The sequence below is a fragment of the Rhizobium sp. B21/90 genome (assembly GCF_019355815.1).
Taxonomy (GTDB): Bacteria; Pseudomonadota; Alphaproteobacteria; order Rhizobiales; family Rhizobiaceae; genus Rhizobium; species Rhizobium rhododendri.
Genome location: NZ_CP072166.1, coordinates 101,844 through 115,853, shown reverse-complemented (window position 1 = coordinate 115,853; position 14,010 = coordinate 101,844). Strand labels below are relative to the sequence as shown.

Here is a 14,010-nt window from a genome sequence, read left to right as displayed (position 1 = left end):
CGCCCGGTCGAGCTCGATAGCCTCCGTTTCAGACGCATGCTCAAACAGGAGATAGGCAAGTCGAAGGAGATTATCCTCCAGCTTCAATCGTTGACCGCGATTGGCGGGGTGCGGGCGATTCTGAAGATGGCTTTCTCGATCGGGCTCGCTCAGATATCGCTGGGAAAAAACCACTGTGTGTGAAGCGAGTGCCTACAGCACATAGGATTTTTCCGTCGGCTCCGAGCCGAACAAACAGCGTGTGTGGAAATGTGTCTATTTGCGCCCCATCATGTGCATGAAAGACGCTGGTGATAAACTGTTCCGCCTTGTGGCGATAAGGGCGTGAGCGTTGTACAGCAATTGGTGATTTCATACGCCTTCAGCGTGTTGATCAAGGCATTAACCTCGGCCCCATGGCACAGGTGCGTCAGTCGCACGCCGAGTTGCTCAGCGTTCGTCACTCTCCTAGAGGTGGGCATCAAACCAATCGAGAATGCGGCGCTGGACATCGGACTGATGCTCGGGCTCGCTAAACCAGTGAGCTTCCCGCGGATAGCTGATCATCTTAACGGGTTTGCCAAGAAGTCTTAGTCCTCGGTAGAACTCCAGACCAAGCGCTATCGGCACTCGCGTATCTGACTCGCCGTGCAGTACCAGCACTGGCGTATGAACGTTTTCCAACTTCCGCACGGGCGATACCCTATCGAGATCGGCAAGGTGCGCGGATGGCTCGCCGAAATAACCCATGGTGTAGTCGGGCGTGTCGGTAATGCGCGCCATCGTAGTCATGTTGGTTGGAGCAGCACCGACCACTGCTGCCTTGAAGCGCTCGCTGTGCGTCACCGCCCAGGCCGCCATGAACCCGCCATAGCTCCATCCGCCGATGCCGAGGCGCGAAGGGTCTGAAATCTTCATGGCGACGAGCATGTCAACGCCGTCAATCACATCTTGATAGTCCATTCCGCCCCAGTCATGCCCAATCGCTCGCGCAAAGGCCGTGCCTTGACCGTCCGAGCCGCGCGGATTGGGCAGCAATACGGCATAGCCATTCGTCGCCAGCATTTGCGCCCATTCGTGCCAGCTGCCGAGCCACCCCGCCCACCACGCCCATTCGGGACCGCCGTGAATTTGGATGACTGTCTTGATCGGGCTCCCAGGAGTGTAGTCGGGCGGCGTAACGAGGACACCATAGATCCGTTTGCCGTCACGGCTATTGGTCCAAGATATTTGACTGACCTTGCCACATTTCCAGTGGGCGACTTGCGGATTGATCATCGTGATTGGACGGATCTGTTTGCCGGCGATGGTCCATACGTCGGCGGGTCGCTCAGGGCTCGACAGCGCAACCGCGACGAGGCGATCATCTCGACTAGTCGTGAGGTCGAAAGCCTCACCTTCCAAAGTGGCAAGCCGCGTGACACGCCCGTTCCCAGTCGCTGCTATTCTCACTAATCTGGATTGCGTCTCCTCAAATGACAGGGCGAGGATGGAGCGGCTATCCGCAGCCCATTGCAGTCGCGTCAACAACCCCGCGTAGTCGTCGGCGAGCTTAGTGAGTGTATTTGTCGCAAAGTTGTAAACGCGGGGGGCCGTGCCAATGAATCCCGGCGTGAGAATTTCCGAGGCGAGGATAGCAGTGCCGTCGGGTGCCCAAAACGGGCCTTCCGCGGCATGTTCAATGAGCGTCTTGCCGAATGTGCCGTTCTCGAAATCAAAAGTGGTGATCCGCGAATGATAAAAATAATCATTGATCGCGCTCGTATCCGCGACACGGACCGCCATGCGTTTTCCATCCGGAGACCACGCCATTTTACTGACGTTGACAGTTTCTGGCGAGACAGGTTGCGCCTCGTGGCTCAAAAGATCCAGAACCCAAAGGCGGGACATGTGGCCAGCCTTGTCCAACTCGACCCAGTCACGCTTCGCCTCACGATCTGCCTTTTCCCCCGGTGTATCTGGATCAGCACTTAGAAAGGCAATCTTTGTCCCGTCGGGCGACCATGCGAAATCAGTAATGTCGCATGGCACTGCAGTGAGCGGCACTGGCTCGCCACCATTGCGCCCAACTTTCCAGAGCTGGCGGGTCTGTTTGCCCCCGGCGTCCAAAACAGCTGGCGGCGATCCATCGGCTTGGCCTTCAGGCCGGCTGGATTCGTCGGGCTTGCCTGCGGTCGACATATCGGTTTCTATTGTCTGTTTGCTCCTGCGGTTCGACAGGAACGCGATCATTCCACCGTCCGGAGACCAGCGCGGTGTGTTGTCAACACCAGGACCGCTGACGAGCTCACGCGCGGGCTCGCTGCCGTCGCTCGGCACGAACCATATCCTTTGTTGGTCGGAGCCAAAGGTCGCCACTTGCCCTTGAACGACAAACAACACTGCCTTACCATCAGGCGACATTTCCAAATGCCGCATATCGTGTAACTGCATGATGTCAGAGGGGCTAATCGGACCGCCGAATTCGGCAGTTTTCATCGGTGGAGCGACGGGCGAGCGAAGGTGCAGTGCCTGGACGTCCGCCTCCGTCGGCGACTGAGCTACGGCTGTAAGGAGCGATGCCGTAAGAGGAAATACTAGCTTCATTGAAGAATCTCAATCTCACATGACAGTGGGCTAAAGGCAACATTCGGCACAGTTGCGGTCCGCGTCGCAGCCCGGCTACAGCGCCTCCTTTAGATGGTGTGGGGCCGCCGCATCCAGCCGCTTATCGCGGGAAATGAGAATGCACGGTGTTGCTTGCGCCGAACAAATTTCATGCCCCGATTATGTCGCTGGCATCGATACGCGCGTCCGTCCAGGACTGACCGCAGCGCAGTTGTATTCGCTGCTGCACTAGCGCATTGAAGATGTTACAAAGGATGGATCGAACGTCCTACTGAATGGCACGTCGCTATTTGCAAGTTCCGGATCAAGTGTTTTCGATACACTCATCATCGATTTGTAGCCCTCCTCTGTCACCATCCCATCGAGTGAGTACATTTCCCTCGAATTTTTAAAAGCTTCGACATAGAGGCTTTTGTCGCCCATCAAATACTCCTGCGGAACGGCTGCGGCGATATCCTCAGGAGTTGAAGCTTGGATAAATTTGAGCGCCTTGAGGAAGGCGTTAACAAGCTTCTGGATGGTGATAGGATTAGTCTCAATAAAACTATGGGTCGTATAGACTGCGGCGGCGGGATTGGCGCCTCCGAACAGCTCGCGGGTCCCAGCCTCGGTTCTCGTGTCAATCAAAATTTGGACTTCGCCCTCGCGTTCGAGCTGGGCAATGACGGGGTCCACATAGGAAAGGCCGTCAACTTCGCCACTCTTGAGTGCAGCCAAGGCGCTGGCTCCGCCACCCGTGCCGACCAATGCGACATCGTCCGCTTTCAGGCCATTTTTTATCAGAGCATATTGGAGCATTAGCGCGGTCGATGAACCCGGCGCCGTTACAGCCATCTTCCTACCTTTCAGCTCCCTTACCGATCTAACGTCGCTTGCCAGGCTTTTGCGCACCGCTATTACGATCCCGGGAAAACGGCCGAGGCCGCAGACAGCAACAATGTCCTGGCCTTTATTCTGCATCCTGATTGTGTGCTCATACGCGCCAACGACAACGTCTAACGATCCGCCGATAAGCGCCTGCAGCGACTTGGCGCCACCGGAAAAGTCATTAATGATGACGTTTAGACCCTCTTCTTCGAAGAACCCCTTTCGCTCGGCAATTGTCAATGGGAGATAGTAAAGGAGAGGCTTACCGCCAACGCCGATAGTTAAGTCAGGCTTCTCCGCCTTTTCGCCTGCAGCCGCTGCGGGACCCAGATCAACGAATTTGGCGGCAACCGCCAATGTCGTAGTGCTGACCAAAAACATTCTACGATTCATCACACAGTCCCTAACTTTTTACTTCACTCATGTTGCAGACCACACCGCTAGAGGGCGTAGGAACAAATTATTGGAGCCAAGATCGGTTCAAACCAGAACTTGCTCGGAGGTCTTGTCCAGCACTATCGAGCTCGATTGACGTCCCAAGTCACCGGAAAGTTTTGAACCGTTCGGATTCCCGAAAAGCCGGTGACTTTCGGAAAAGCACCAGCAGCTCTGATGGTCGGGAACCTCTCTGCTAGGACGGTCAATGCCTCTTCCAGCTCAGCTTTTGCCAGTGCTTCGCCCAGACAACGGTGCGCTCCAGCGCCAAATACCGGATGCCATTTCAATTGCTCTCTTGTGATATCCAGTCGATCAGGGTCGTTATAGAGATGCTCGTCTCGGAGGGCGGACATGGTCACTAGCGAGCAAGCTTTATTGGCAGGGAGGAGCGCCCCGTCTAACTCGATATCGGTCGTGGTAAAGCGCGGAACCGAGCCTATTGCGGGCTCATAACGAAGGCATTCCAGCACGGCCTTTGGAACCAGGTCGTGATTGTCTAAAACTGCATTCCATTGCTCAGGATGCTGGAGAAGGACTGCCAGCTGAATGACGATGGCAGATCGCGTCGTGTCGCTGCCACCGACGATCAAAGTCATGATCTGGGTAATCACTTCCTCGGCGGACAAGGATCCGTCGCTTTCCACATCCGAGAGAAGTTTGCTCACAAAGTCATTGTTTTTTTCGTAGCTGCGCTTTGCCACGACGTCAGCAACATATGATCTCAGCTCGCCGGCTGCTCGTTGAAGCTGCGGTACATCTTGCGCACGCCAAGATCCGCCCAGGAGCGGACTGAAACGGTATACGATCTCTGTAAATCTATTCACATCGTCCTGGGGGAGGCCCAAGATCGACGCAATGATCCTGGCCGGAATAAGAGCGGCAAAGTCCTCAAGCAAGTCCATGCCACCATCGGGCGCTGCGGTATCGGCGATCTGCGCAACAGTCTCTCTAATGAGAGGTCGCAACGCATCAATCATCTTGAAGGCGAATGTCCTGGTCAGGGGAGATCGTCTGCGCAAATGGACATCGCCATTCGACGTCAGCATCCCGTTTCGCACGAATTCCCAGATTGGCCCATCCTCAACGCCCCGCAGGGTGACCAACTCTGTTTCTACCTGACGTGTCTTGGCATCGCTGCACAGACTGAGAACGTCGTCGGCACGCAAGATCAGATATACCCCCGCTTCCGACAAGATGAACGGAATCTCCTTTCGGTAGTGCCGGTAGACGCGATGAGGGTCGGCGCTCAGGGTTGAAATGGGTAGCACCGGAACTCGAAAGTTCGTAGACCGCTGTGCGGAGTTGTCTAGGGTCATTCATCAATATCCTTTAATTCGGCTCATCCGCCGCCTAAATTTCCGGCCAGCTGCCGAAACACAACCGACGCGTCAGGCGGGGCGGTAGTGTTCTTTAGCGGCGACAGCAGGCATGCATTGTGTTTTGGTAACAGTGGTGGCAGATCCACGTTGAATAACGTTCGCAACGGAATTGGCGCGAATTTCCCCGCGTCGTTAGATGTGCCTGTCACGCAAAAACATCTAAGGGCACCCACATTAGCGCGTTGGGAAAAAACTTAATCCACGGTCCATCGCACAGTTGAATTCGACTGTCGTACCCTTTTGTTCGTACGCGGGCAGGCTGAACACAGTCATAGAAAATTGAGCGCTGTTATCTGGGTGGACTTTGTATCGTAAAAACTGAACGATCGGCTTTCCATCGAGATCGATGGTCATATGCTCGTCAGCAAAGGCAAGCGTCCCATCGTCCGTCAATCTGAATGCGTTAATCCGTAGTCCACCGCGTGTTTTGCTCGGCTTTGCATCGTTCGGTACCGCGCTGCAAAGACTGAGATCAACGGTGACGGCGACCGGCTGCCCTTTGCCAAGCATATGAATTACAGCTGGCAGGGCGAGGGGGCCCTGGCGATGCTCGGTTGCACTCGCGGCGGCGGGTAGCAATGCCGCGAGAAGAATAGAGAAGGGGCGCTTCATGCAGTACTCCTTGGAACTCTCGGCGCATGGCTCGATAAGCGCCGTCAAATTGATTGGCATCGCGTAACTTGACGCAGCATAATTGCGTTGCGGGGGAAGCCGTTACCCTAAATCACCGATGGAGCGTATCATCTGGACTTCTTTAACCGGCTTGCCATTCTCGATAATTCCGCCAGGCACCACGCAGAGATCGGAGAAAAGCTGACTACGATAGAATGCAATGGCAGATACATTTTCGCCGCTGACGCATAGCTCCAGTTTCGAAATACCTTCGTCCTTCGCGAAAGAAATAACAAGGTTCAGTAGAGCCGAAGCAGTTCCAGTTCGCCGAAAATCGGCGTGGACGTAAGCCATTACGATAATAGCCCGGTGCTTCAGTTTTGCTGGATGCCTGCGAATAAGCCCCATCAATCCCACAGGGATACCACTATGGAAAGCGCCGAAGACTGGATCAGTTAACCGCCTATTCCATTCATCTTCGGAAAGAGACTCCCAGTCATCAAGAATGCTGGCGTAGGACGATGGTGTGGACCTTAAGGCCTGCAGCCATATCTGTTTGAAGATAGAGCCTTCGCCGGGCACAATCCGTCTGTATGAAATGTCGTGTTTGTCCAAAATATGCTCCTTGTCCCGGTTAGTTGCCAACACGACAGACTGACCCGGCATGCGTTCGGTTCAGGCGATGCGTGCGACAGATTTTAGGAGGTCCCGTTTACACCAGCGCCGGAAATACCAGACAGAGCGGCGGGGATCCGCTGAGTTAAAAGGATGAATTTCCCTGGCCATGCCATACGAGGCCACACTCACCACTTAAGATGGAAGACACGTTCATGATCGAATGATCTATTCCCGCTCCCTAGCCCGTTTTCAGCGCCGCCTTTACAGGGTTGTCCATCAAGAAATCCGAGATCTCGCTTTCGCTCATCGGGAAGCTGATCAGGAAGCAACTTGATGCGCTTGTTCTTCATACTTTTGTGGCCCCCGGAGGCAGACATCAGTCGTTTTATGCAATTGGCTAACAATCCGCCATTTTGCCGCATATTTCACCCATGCAATCGTATTGTGTTGCCACCTACCAAACTTGATCACGAACTCGTGAATTGGCAAATGAAGATTTTATGAAGAGCTATATGATTGATTTCATTATATACTTCAAGATGACGCTGGGAATCGACTCGCGGAAGGCTGCTATGTTTTGGCAAGCTAATCTTTAGCGTGCAGTCGGCTTCGCCATCTCTAAGCGAGGCCGAGCGAACCGATACTGTCGGCGTGTCATTGGCATTTGTGTCCTCCAATCCGACGCTTTCAAAGTGTAGATAGCTCGGCCGCGAGCGACGCTTGAGAACTATAGGTGTCATTGGCAAACTCCGTCTTATGGGCACGGATGCTTCGTCTCGTTGGAACCTCAAAGGACACCAGGTACGGTCCCCGAGATACATGCCAGATCTCTGTGTTGCCGTGGGTGATGTTTTGTTGCGAAATGTTCACGTGGGCGCTGGATCAGTATCGTCCCATAGCTGACAAGAATGTATCCACAAGCTGAGGTCGAGAGGGTGCTTTGCGCGCAGCTGAACGTGGTGGGTCGTGGTGTGGCCTACTTCAGGTTGTGAGCTGATTGATTATGGAGAAAGGCCAACGTGAAAATTTGATGCGGTCCAATGGGAGAGTGATCTCGTTGGGGTGGTCAGTGGCTGGACTAATCCTGCAAATTTGCGACCAGCCGGCCCCACAGCCATCATCAGACGAGTATATGTTTCGAGATCGCTCGGACGCATTTTGATATGGCCTACATCGTATCGCAGTCCCATGCAACGGCACGCTTTCAAGCCCTCGAGGACGGAATGCAGGCTAAGGTTATCTTGCAACAAGCGGATGGCCAGCATCACACCACCGCCGCACGGCATATCGAAAAACCAAGGCCCTTCCCGGAGCCGCATAAACCGGTCGTTCCCGTGGCCATAGTCTAAAGAGCCTCCGCAGCCACGGCAGCTTCCGTACAGCCGCCGAACACGTAGCCACAGCAGAGACCCTCCTCGTGAACCGCCATCTGGGCACCAAGCGCGCGCGGCGGCTCAATAATACTGGCCATGCCGATAGTTCCAGCTTTCGAAATTATTCGCCAGAGCCTCCATGATGCGATCAACATCTAGACCTTTACGGATCAATGTGGGGGCAGGCTCAATAGAACGGCATCCACCTTGCTCTGGTACGATTTTTCCGTGTTCATCAACCATCGAAACCATGACACCTTGTTCGTAACGCGATTCAGCTTCCTTTGCCGGCTGGATTGAAGCAACATAGTCATCAGCTGCGATGACCAAATCCGCCATGGTACCAATACGCGCTCCGATCCCTTCAACCAGCCCTTTATTTCCTTGTCCAGATGGATTAGCAGAGCTCGCGAAGGTCAGTTTTTGCTCAACTTCCCATAGGCGTTGCGCGATTAATTCGGAAGGCATGCCAAACCGGATGACAAAACAACTTGTCTGGCGGCTGTCCATCACCAAGTCGGCGGCGCCGTCCGGTATGTGCCGAAGTGCCGCCTTTTTCCAGGGCAGAATGCATCCCAACAAAACATCTTCTTTCCAATGCCAGGAATAAAACGCGTCGATCTCTGGAGTCAATTCCGCCAAATCGCGCAGCTGTTCCAACGAACTTACGAGAACGACCCCAGGCTTGTTGAGATTACGTTCTTTCGCAGAAAATTTTCTTCGAAGCCCAGCGCCATCCGATGTCATAATTATGTAACCCACTTTCGTGGGGCTCACAATCATGCCGCCCTCTGCGGTAAGAATATCTATCGCTTCAGGTTGAACAGCACCGTTCCATTGGATGGTTTTTTTTGTCATGAAAAATTCCTTTGAAGAGACACCTCAAGAAGTTTTTCGTGCCATATAACCTTGTGAAGTTGCGTTATGTTTTGTTGCGAAATGTTGTTGGCCTTCTGACAAACGCAGAAAAGCCCGGTACAAATTGCTGCGTTTAGCGGTGCATTGACCGTCGGATAAAAATTCCACTGCAGGCTTGTGGAGCGTGCCGATCTGCCGATTATTCTGAATGCGATTATCGAAAAGTTGAAACGGCGGTAGATGTTTTAAAGATAGACATTAGAGGCCTGGCTGATGGTGCAAGGGTCCACCTCGTAATTGCGATATCCGCTGAGTTAACGGGACTTCAAAGGAATGTTCGAAGAGCTCGGCTTCGAGATCATAGCACGATCAAACGCGGGTATTGAGCCGTCCGACGAAGATCGGGAAGTGTCCTAGCCAGAAGGTATGGGGAGGTGGCGTAGCTCCGAAGGCGATTGCTCTCCCAGGCCCGGTGTGCGAATCGCAGATCCGGTTGGGCGAGCACCCCGGCCGCCCCTGCAAGCCAGATATCATCCTGATTGTGGCAGCAAAGTGGGTCGCCGCAACATCTCTCAACATAACTAGACCCAACTCAATAATGAGGCATGGCATACCTTTGGACACGGCAGCTTGATTGCCACGCACGAATTAGGAGCGCCGGAAATAAACGATCCAAGGGAGGTTTGTCGTATGTCTTGCATCACTCACCTTCACAGAATTCGGACCAGTCAGTGCCCTTCTTCTGAGGCGAGTTCTGAACTGGATGTCAACGTCCAAGTCCCCCGAACCTAACCATCGTCTTCAGAAAACTCGTCGATGGCCCTGTCATGAAGGGACGGTCGTCGGACGCCCGGGCGTTCAATGGAAGTCACACCCCATTTCTCATTTTTCACCACACCTAAAGCGAGATAGTCAGTTGTTTCTCACGGCCCTCCATAAACGCTACGGGATTGAGCCGTTGCTACAATCCGAAGCCGCTGAATGCGGGCTAGCGTGTCTGGTGATGGTGGCCGGCTTTCACGGTCATCGGGTGACTTTGTCAGAACTTCGTCGCCGCCACGCCGCATCCGCAAACGGTACGACGCTAAAAACGCTTATTGCCGTCGCTGACGACCTCGGTCTGACCAGTCGGCCGCTGAAGCTGGAAATGGCAGATATCGGCAAGCTGAAGACGCCCTGCATCTTGCACTGGGATATGTCGCACTACGTCGTGCTGACGCATGCTTCCGGCCGGTGGGTGGACTTGCACGATCCGGCGAGCGGCCAGCGGCGGCTCTCGCTCAACGAGGCATCGAAACATTTTACCGGGATAGCGCTGGAACTGACACCGGCGACCACCTTCCGAAAACGCAAGGTGGTCGAGCGGGTGCGCCTGGCCGACCTGTGGTCCAGGAGCGCCGGCTTCATTCCGAGCCTGCTGCAGATCCTGGCGCTCTCCGCCCTGTTGCAATTCTTTGTTCTGCTGTCGCCGCTCGTCAACCAGATGATTGTCGATGAGGCAATCTCAAAGGGTGATTTCAGTCTCCTGAACGTCATAGTCATCGGCGCGGCATTGCTGCTGTTGGTTCAGAGCGCCACGACCTTGTTGCGCGGATACGTGCAGATGCATTTCAGCACGCTTCTTACCTTTCAGATGCGCGGCAATCTGTTGCGTCATGCCATGCGCCTGCCTGTCCCGTGGTTTGAAAAACGGCGTCTCGGCGACATCCTATCGCGTTTTAATTCCCTTCAGCCGGTTCAGGATCTGCTGACAGGTGGCTTTGTGTCCGGCGCGCTGGACGGGTTGATGGCGATCATCACGCTGGTCGTGATGGTGATCTACGCGCCCTATCTGGCAAGCATTGTGCTGGCCTCGCTGGCGCTGGTCATTTGCATACGCTTGGGGACTTTTCCGTGGCTTCGCAGCCTGACCAACGAGGGTATCCAGTACCAGGCCAAGGTGGATGGTATCCTGCTTGAAACGATCCGTGGTGCGCGGGCATTCAAGCTGTTCGGACGTGAACTGGAACGCCACGGTGTCTGGCAAAATGCCTATGCCGACAGCATCAACAACAATGTACGCGTCCAGAAAATCAGTCTTAAGGGTTCGGCAGGCTTATCCTTCCTGACGGGCGCCGAGATGCTCCTCGTCTTCTATTTCGGAGCCGGCAGCATCATCCGCGGAGAGATGACGCTCGGCATGTTGCTGGCTTTCCTTTCCTATCGGAGCCAGTTCAGCACGGCGGCGTTTTCACTCGTCGACCAGTATTTCAAATTTCGCATGATCGGCCTTCATCTAGAGCGCCTGGCCGATGTCGTGCATCAGGATCCAGAGCCCGCCCTCAATGCCGCAGCCCCGGGGGATCGTCCACTTGCCGGATCACTTCTCGTACGCAACCTCTCCTTTCGCTATGCCGAACGGGAGGCATGGGTTCTGAAGGATGTATCCCTCTCCATAGAGGCGGGGCAGTCCGTCGTCTTTGTGGGCCCTTCTGGCGGCGGCAAGTCTACCCTCTTGAAGTTGTTGATGGGCCTCTATCCGCCGGGTGAGGGCGAGGTGTTTGTGGACGGCCTCCCGCTCGGCGTCTTCGGGATGCGGGCGTACCGAGCCAAGGTCGGTGTGGTGATGCAGGACGACCAGCTTTTTGCGGGGACGATTGCCGACAATATCGCTTTTTTCGATCCTGAGATCGATATCGCTCGGGTCGAGGAGGTTGTCCGGCTTGTTGGCCTTCACGACGAAATCATGTGTATGCCAATGGGCTACATGACCTTGGTGGGAGACCTCGGATCTACGCTGTCAGGTGGGCAGCAGCAGCGAGCTCTCCTGGCGCGTGCGCTGTACCGCAAGCCGTCCATATTGTTTCTCGACGAAGGGACGGCCAATCTGGATGTCCTGTCGGAGCGCCGCCTCATGCAATCGCTGAGCAAGCTCGGAATCACCCAAGTGATGGTCGCCCATCGCCCCGGAGCCATCGAAGGTGCTGCCCGCGCCTTTGCAGTGGAAAACGGCAATATACGCGAGCTAAAGCGCGATGTGCCGGCCCACCCTTTGCAGGTGGTGCCATGAGTACCCTGTTCCGTAGCGAAGCCACTGAACATCGTCGCCGCATTGGCGGGGAGGTGATGATCGCACAACCGGTGAGCCATGGGGTGATGACCACCGTCCTCGGCTGCCTCGTGGTGGTCGGTGCAGCCTATCTCATGACCGGCACCTATGCGCGCAAGGAGACGGTGCAGGGCTATATCGCCCCGACTGGCGGCCTGGCACAGATCTATGCCGCCAGGGGCGGTACGGTTACTCGCGTGCTTGTCCATGAGGGAGACCTGGTCGCCCAGGGCCAGCCGATGGTGGAACTGTCGCTGGAGACGACCGGCGCAGACGGCACGGTCGGTGAAAAATTGCGGATCGAGACGCAAGCCCGTATCCAGTCCATCGACACACAGATCAAGGCATCCAACACCCGCTTCGACCAGGAGGAGCGGCGCCTGTCTTCCCGTGTCGAAGGACTGGGCAGTGAACTGGCGAGCCAGGAGCAACGTCTGGAGTCTGAACGCCGGCTGCAAGCCCTGCAAACAGACGATACCGGCCACTACGCCAAGCTCCAGGTCAATGGCGGCGGCACGCGTTTTGAACTATCGCGCCGCCAGCAGCAGATCTTTGCCCAGGAGAGCGTCATCCACGAACTCGAGCGGCAAAAGGAACAGCGGCAAGGCGATCTTGTCGACGCTCGCTCGCAATTGGCCAGCCTGCCGGCTGGAAGGGACGACAAGCTCGCTCAGCTACAAGGTCTTCGCAGCGAGCTTGAGCAATCCCTTGCGCAATTGCAGGTCAACCGCGCCTATGTGGTCGTCGCGCCGGTGGCCGGCCGGGTTGCGGCGCTACAGGCTCAGCCGGGGCAGACTGCCATCGCCCAATCGCCTCTTGCCGCCCTCGTGCCTGGTGGCAGCAACCTCGAAGCCAATCTCCTCGTTCCGCCGCGCGCTGCTGGCCTTATCCAGCCAGGGCAGGAGGTACGGCTCAAGGTCGATGCCTTTCCATATCAGCGTTTCGGGATGCTTTTAGGACATGTCGTTCAGGTCTCCCGCGCAACCTATCGCGAGGGTGAGCTTCTGGCTCCCATCGCCCTTACAGCTCCCGTCTACCGGGTCACAGTCAGCCTCGAGCGCACCAGCATCGCCGCGTATGGCGAAGAGCGTCCGCTGACCCCCGGTATGACCCTAATCGGCGATATCGTCACAGATCGCCGACACTTCACCGACTGGATATTGGACCCTCTGATGGCCATAGGCAGCCGGTGATGACTGACGGAGGGGAAGGCCAGGCAGGCCACCCCCCACCCAACCTGAAAGGAGACTACCATGAACAACATCTTCGAACTCGACATCGCCCAGCTGGATCTCGTGAGCGGCGGCGCCTCTTCGGTCGCTTCCACGGTCACCATCGGTGCTGATGGTGCTGTCAGCGGCAGCTACACCTTCGGTTCGAAGTCAGGCACGTTTTCGGCATCGCTGCCGGCTGAAGTCGTACAGAAGGCGGGAACATTCTCGTTCAGCAACGCATCTGGCGGCTTCAACTTCAATAGCTCGTTTGCTAGCTAAACGTCTCTGATCGCAATAAATCCGGCAGCCGGTTCCCGGCTGCCGGTCCATCCTGGATTGGTCGGGCTGTCGTCGCCCGGCAGGCGATTCACATGGGTTTGACAAGTGCCCAACGCGCGTCAATCCGGGTCGTAGCCACTAACTTCGAGGCCGCTTCCGACCGGCAGCATCACACTGCTGATGCCCGGCTTATGCGGGCTGCATTCCGTCATATTACCGTCGCTACGCATGAACTGCACGGTACAGTCCCGCACGATCTGAAGGGTGACATTGCCCAGCCGCGCCGCATTCGGGCGGGTGGCTTCATCAGAGATCAAGCAAGCGCCAACAGTCGACGCGCCTGGCGGCATGCTTGCTGTGACGGGCCAGACGCCGGAGACCTTCCTCGCCCAAAAATTCTCGCAGTGAAATCGCTCTCAGCAAACCTCCAGTCTGGAGCAGAGACTATGATCTATTGCCTTCTGGTAAGCCGAAAAGACCAATTTAGTGGGGCGCCGTACTACCGTTATGGTCACCTTTAAGCTGAAGGAATTGCTTGCCGCAGATATCAACGTGAATGCCGAAAGCCCAGATCTGTCGTCCCGACAAGGGCACCCAAACGCTACGCGCGCCGTCGAGCAAGCTGCAATAATTGCAAATTGTCGGGGTCTTTTCGCTCTTGATCGAAAAAGAAACTGATGAGTTTCACAACACCGAAT

Annotated in this window: 12 protein-coding genes and 1 pseudogene; 4 read left to right on the top strand and 9 right to left on the bottom strand. The window is 55.6% G+C overall.

The window, feature by feature from the left end:
- Positions 1–70 precede the first annotated feature (70 nt).
- The 8 genes from J5278_RS31855 to J5278_RS30095 all read right to left on the bottom strand — a co-directional run bounded on the left by J5278_RS31855 (position 71) and on the right by J5278_RS30095 (position 8,731).
- Positions 71–355, bottom strand: a complete 285-nt coding sequence (locus J5278_RS31855; RefSeq protein WP_142832435.1) for a thermostable hemolysin — start codon at positions 353–355, stop codon at positions 71–73.
- 92 nt (positions 356–447) lie between these two features.
- Positions 448–2,457 (bottom strand): S9 family peptidase, encoded by a 2,010-nt coding sequence (locus tag J5278_RS30125; protein ID WP_219259571.1) that lies wholly within the window; start codon positions 2,455–2,457, stop codon positions 448–450.
- A 357-nt stretch (positions 2,458–2,814) separates the two neighbouring features.
- Complete coding sequence (locus J5278_RS30120) at positions 2,815–3,846, bottom strand: ABC transporter substrate-binding protein (protein ID WP_209186754.1); 1,032 nt, start codon at positions 3,844–3,846, stop codon at positions 2,815–2,817.
- A gap of 122 nt (positions 3,847–3,968) precedes the next feature.
- Positions 3,969–5,207, bottom strand: coding sequence for a cytochrome P450 (locus J5278_RS30115; protein WP_209186753.1), 1,239 nt, complete (start codon positions 5,205–5,207; stop codon positions 3,969–3,971).
- Positions 5,208–5,444: 237 nt separating this feature from the next.
- Positions 5,445–5,882, bottom strand: coding sequence for a VirK family protein (locus tag J5278_RS30110; RefSeq protein ID WP_209186752.1), 438 nt, complete (start codon positions 5,880–5,882; stop codon positions 5,445–5,447).
- A 102-nt stretch (positions 5,883–5,984) separates the two neighbouring features.
- Entirely contained in the window at positions 5,985–6,497 is a 513-nt protein-coding gene (locus tag J5278_RS30105) for a GNAT family N-acetyltransferase (protein ID WP_247749282.1), read from the bottom strand.
- Positions 6,498–7,845: 1,348 nt separating this feature from the next.
- Positions 7,846–7,971, bottom strand: coding sequence for an XdhC family protein (locus J5278_RS31440; RefSeq protein WP_161991043.1), 126 nt, complete (start codon positions 7,969–7,971; stop codon positions 7,846–7,848).
- Entirely contained in the window at positions 7,955–8,731 is a 777-nt protein-coding gene (locus tag J5278_RS30095) for an L-threonylcarbamoyladenylate synthase (RefSeq protein ID WP_209186750.1), read from the bottom strand. Before J5278_RS30095 ends, J5278_RS31440 begins: the two co-directional genes overlap by 17 nt.
- Before the next feature lie 198 nt (positions 8,732–8,929).
- On the opposite strand from J5278_RS30095, the pseudogene J5278_RS31850 reads away from it, so the two are divergent.
- From J5278_RS31850 to J5278_RS30080, 4 genes and pseudogenes are all read left to right on the top strand, one after another.
- Positions 8,930–9,046 (top strand): annotated as a pseudogene (locus J5278_RS31850) (IS6 family transposase); the annotation flags it as partial.
- 643 nt (positions 9,047–9,689) lie between these two features.
- On the top strand, positions 9,690–11,780 hold the full coding sequence (locus J5278_RS30090; protein WP_219259569.1) for a peptidase domain-containing ABC transporter: 2,091 nt from the start codon (positions 9,690–9,692) through the stop codon (positions 11,778–11,780).
- Entirely contained in the window at positions 11,777–13,012 is a 1,236-nt protein-coding gene (locus J5278_RS30085) for an HlyD family secretion protein (protein WP_219259567.1), read from the top strand. Before J5278_RS30090 ends, J5278_RS30085 begins: the two co-directional genes overlap by 4 nt.
- Before the next feature lie 60 nt (positions 13,013–13,072).
- Positions 13,073–13,312, top strand: a complete 240-nt coding sequence (locus tag J5278_RS30080; protein WP_209188262.1) for a flagellar hook protein — start codon at positions 13,073–13,075, stop codon at positions 13,310–13,312.
- Between the two features lie 119 nt (positions 13,313–13,431).
- Here J5278_RS30080 and J5278_RS30075 read toward each other — a convergent pair whose 3' ends face one another.
- The gene (locus J5278_RS30075; protein ID WP_209187016.1) at positions 13,432–13,629 is read right to left on the bottom strand and encodes a hypothetical protein; all 198 of its coding nucleotides are present in this window, start codon (positions 13,627–13,629) and stop codon (positions 13,432–13,434) included.
- Between the last annotated feature and the right edge of the window lie 381 nt (positions 13,630–14,010).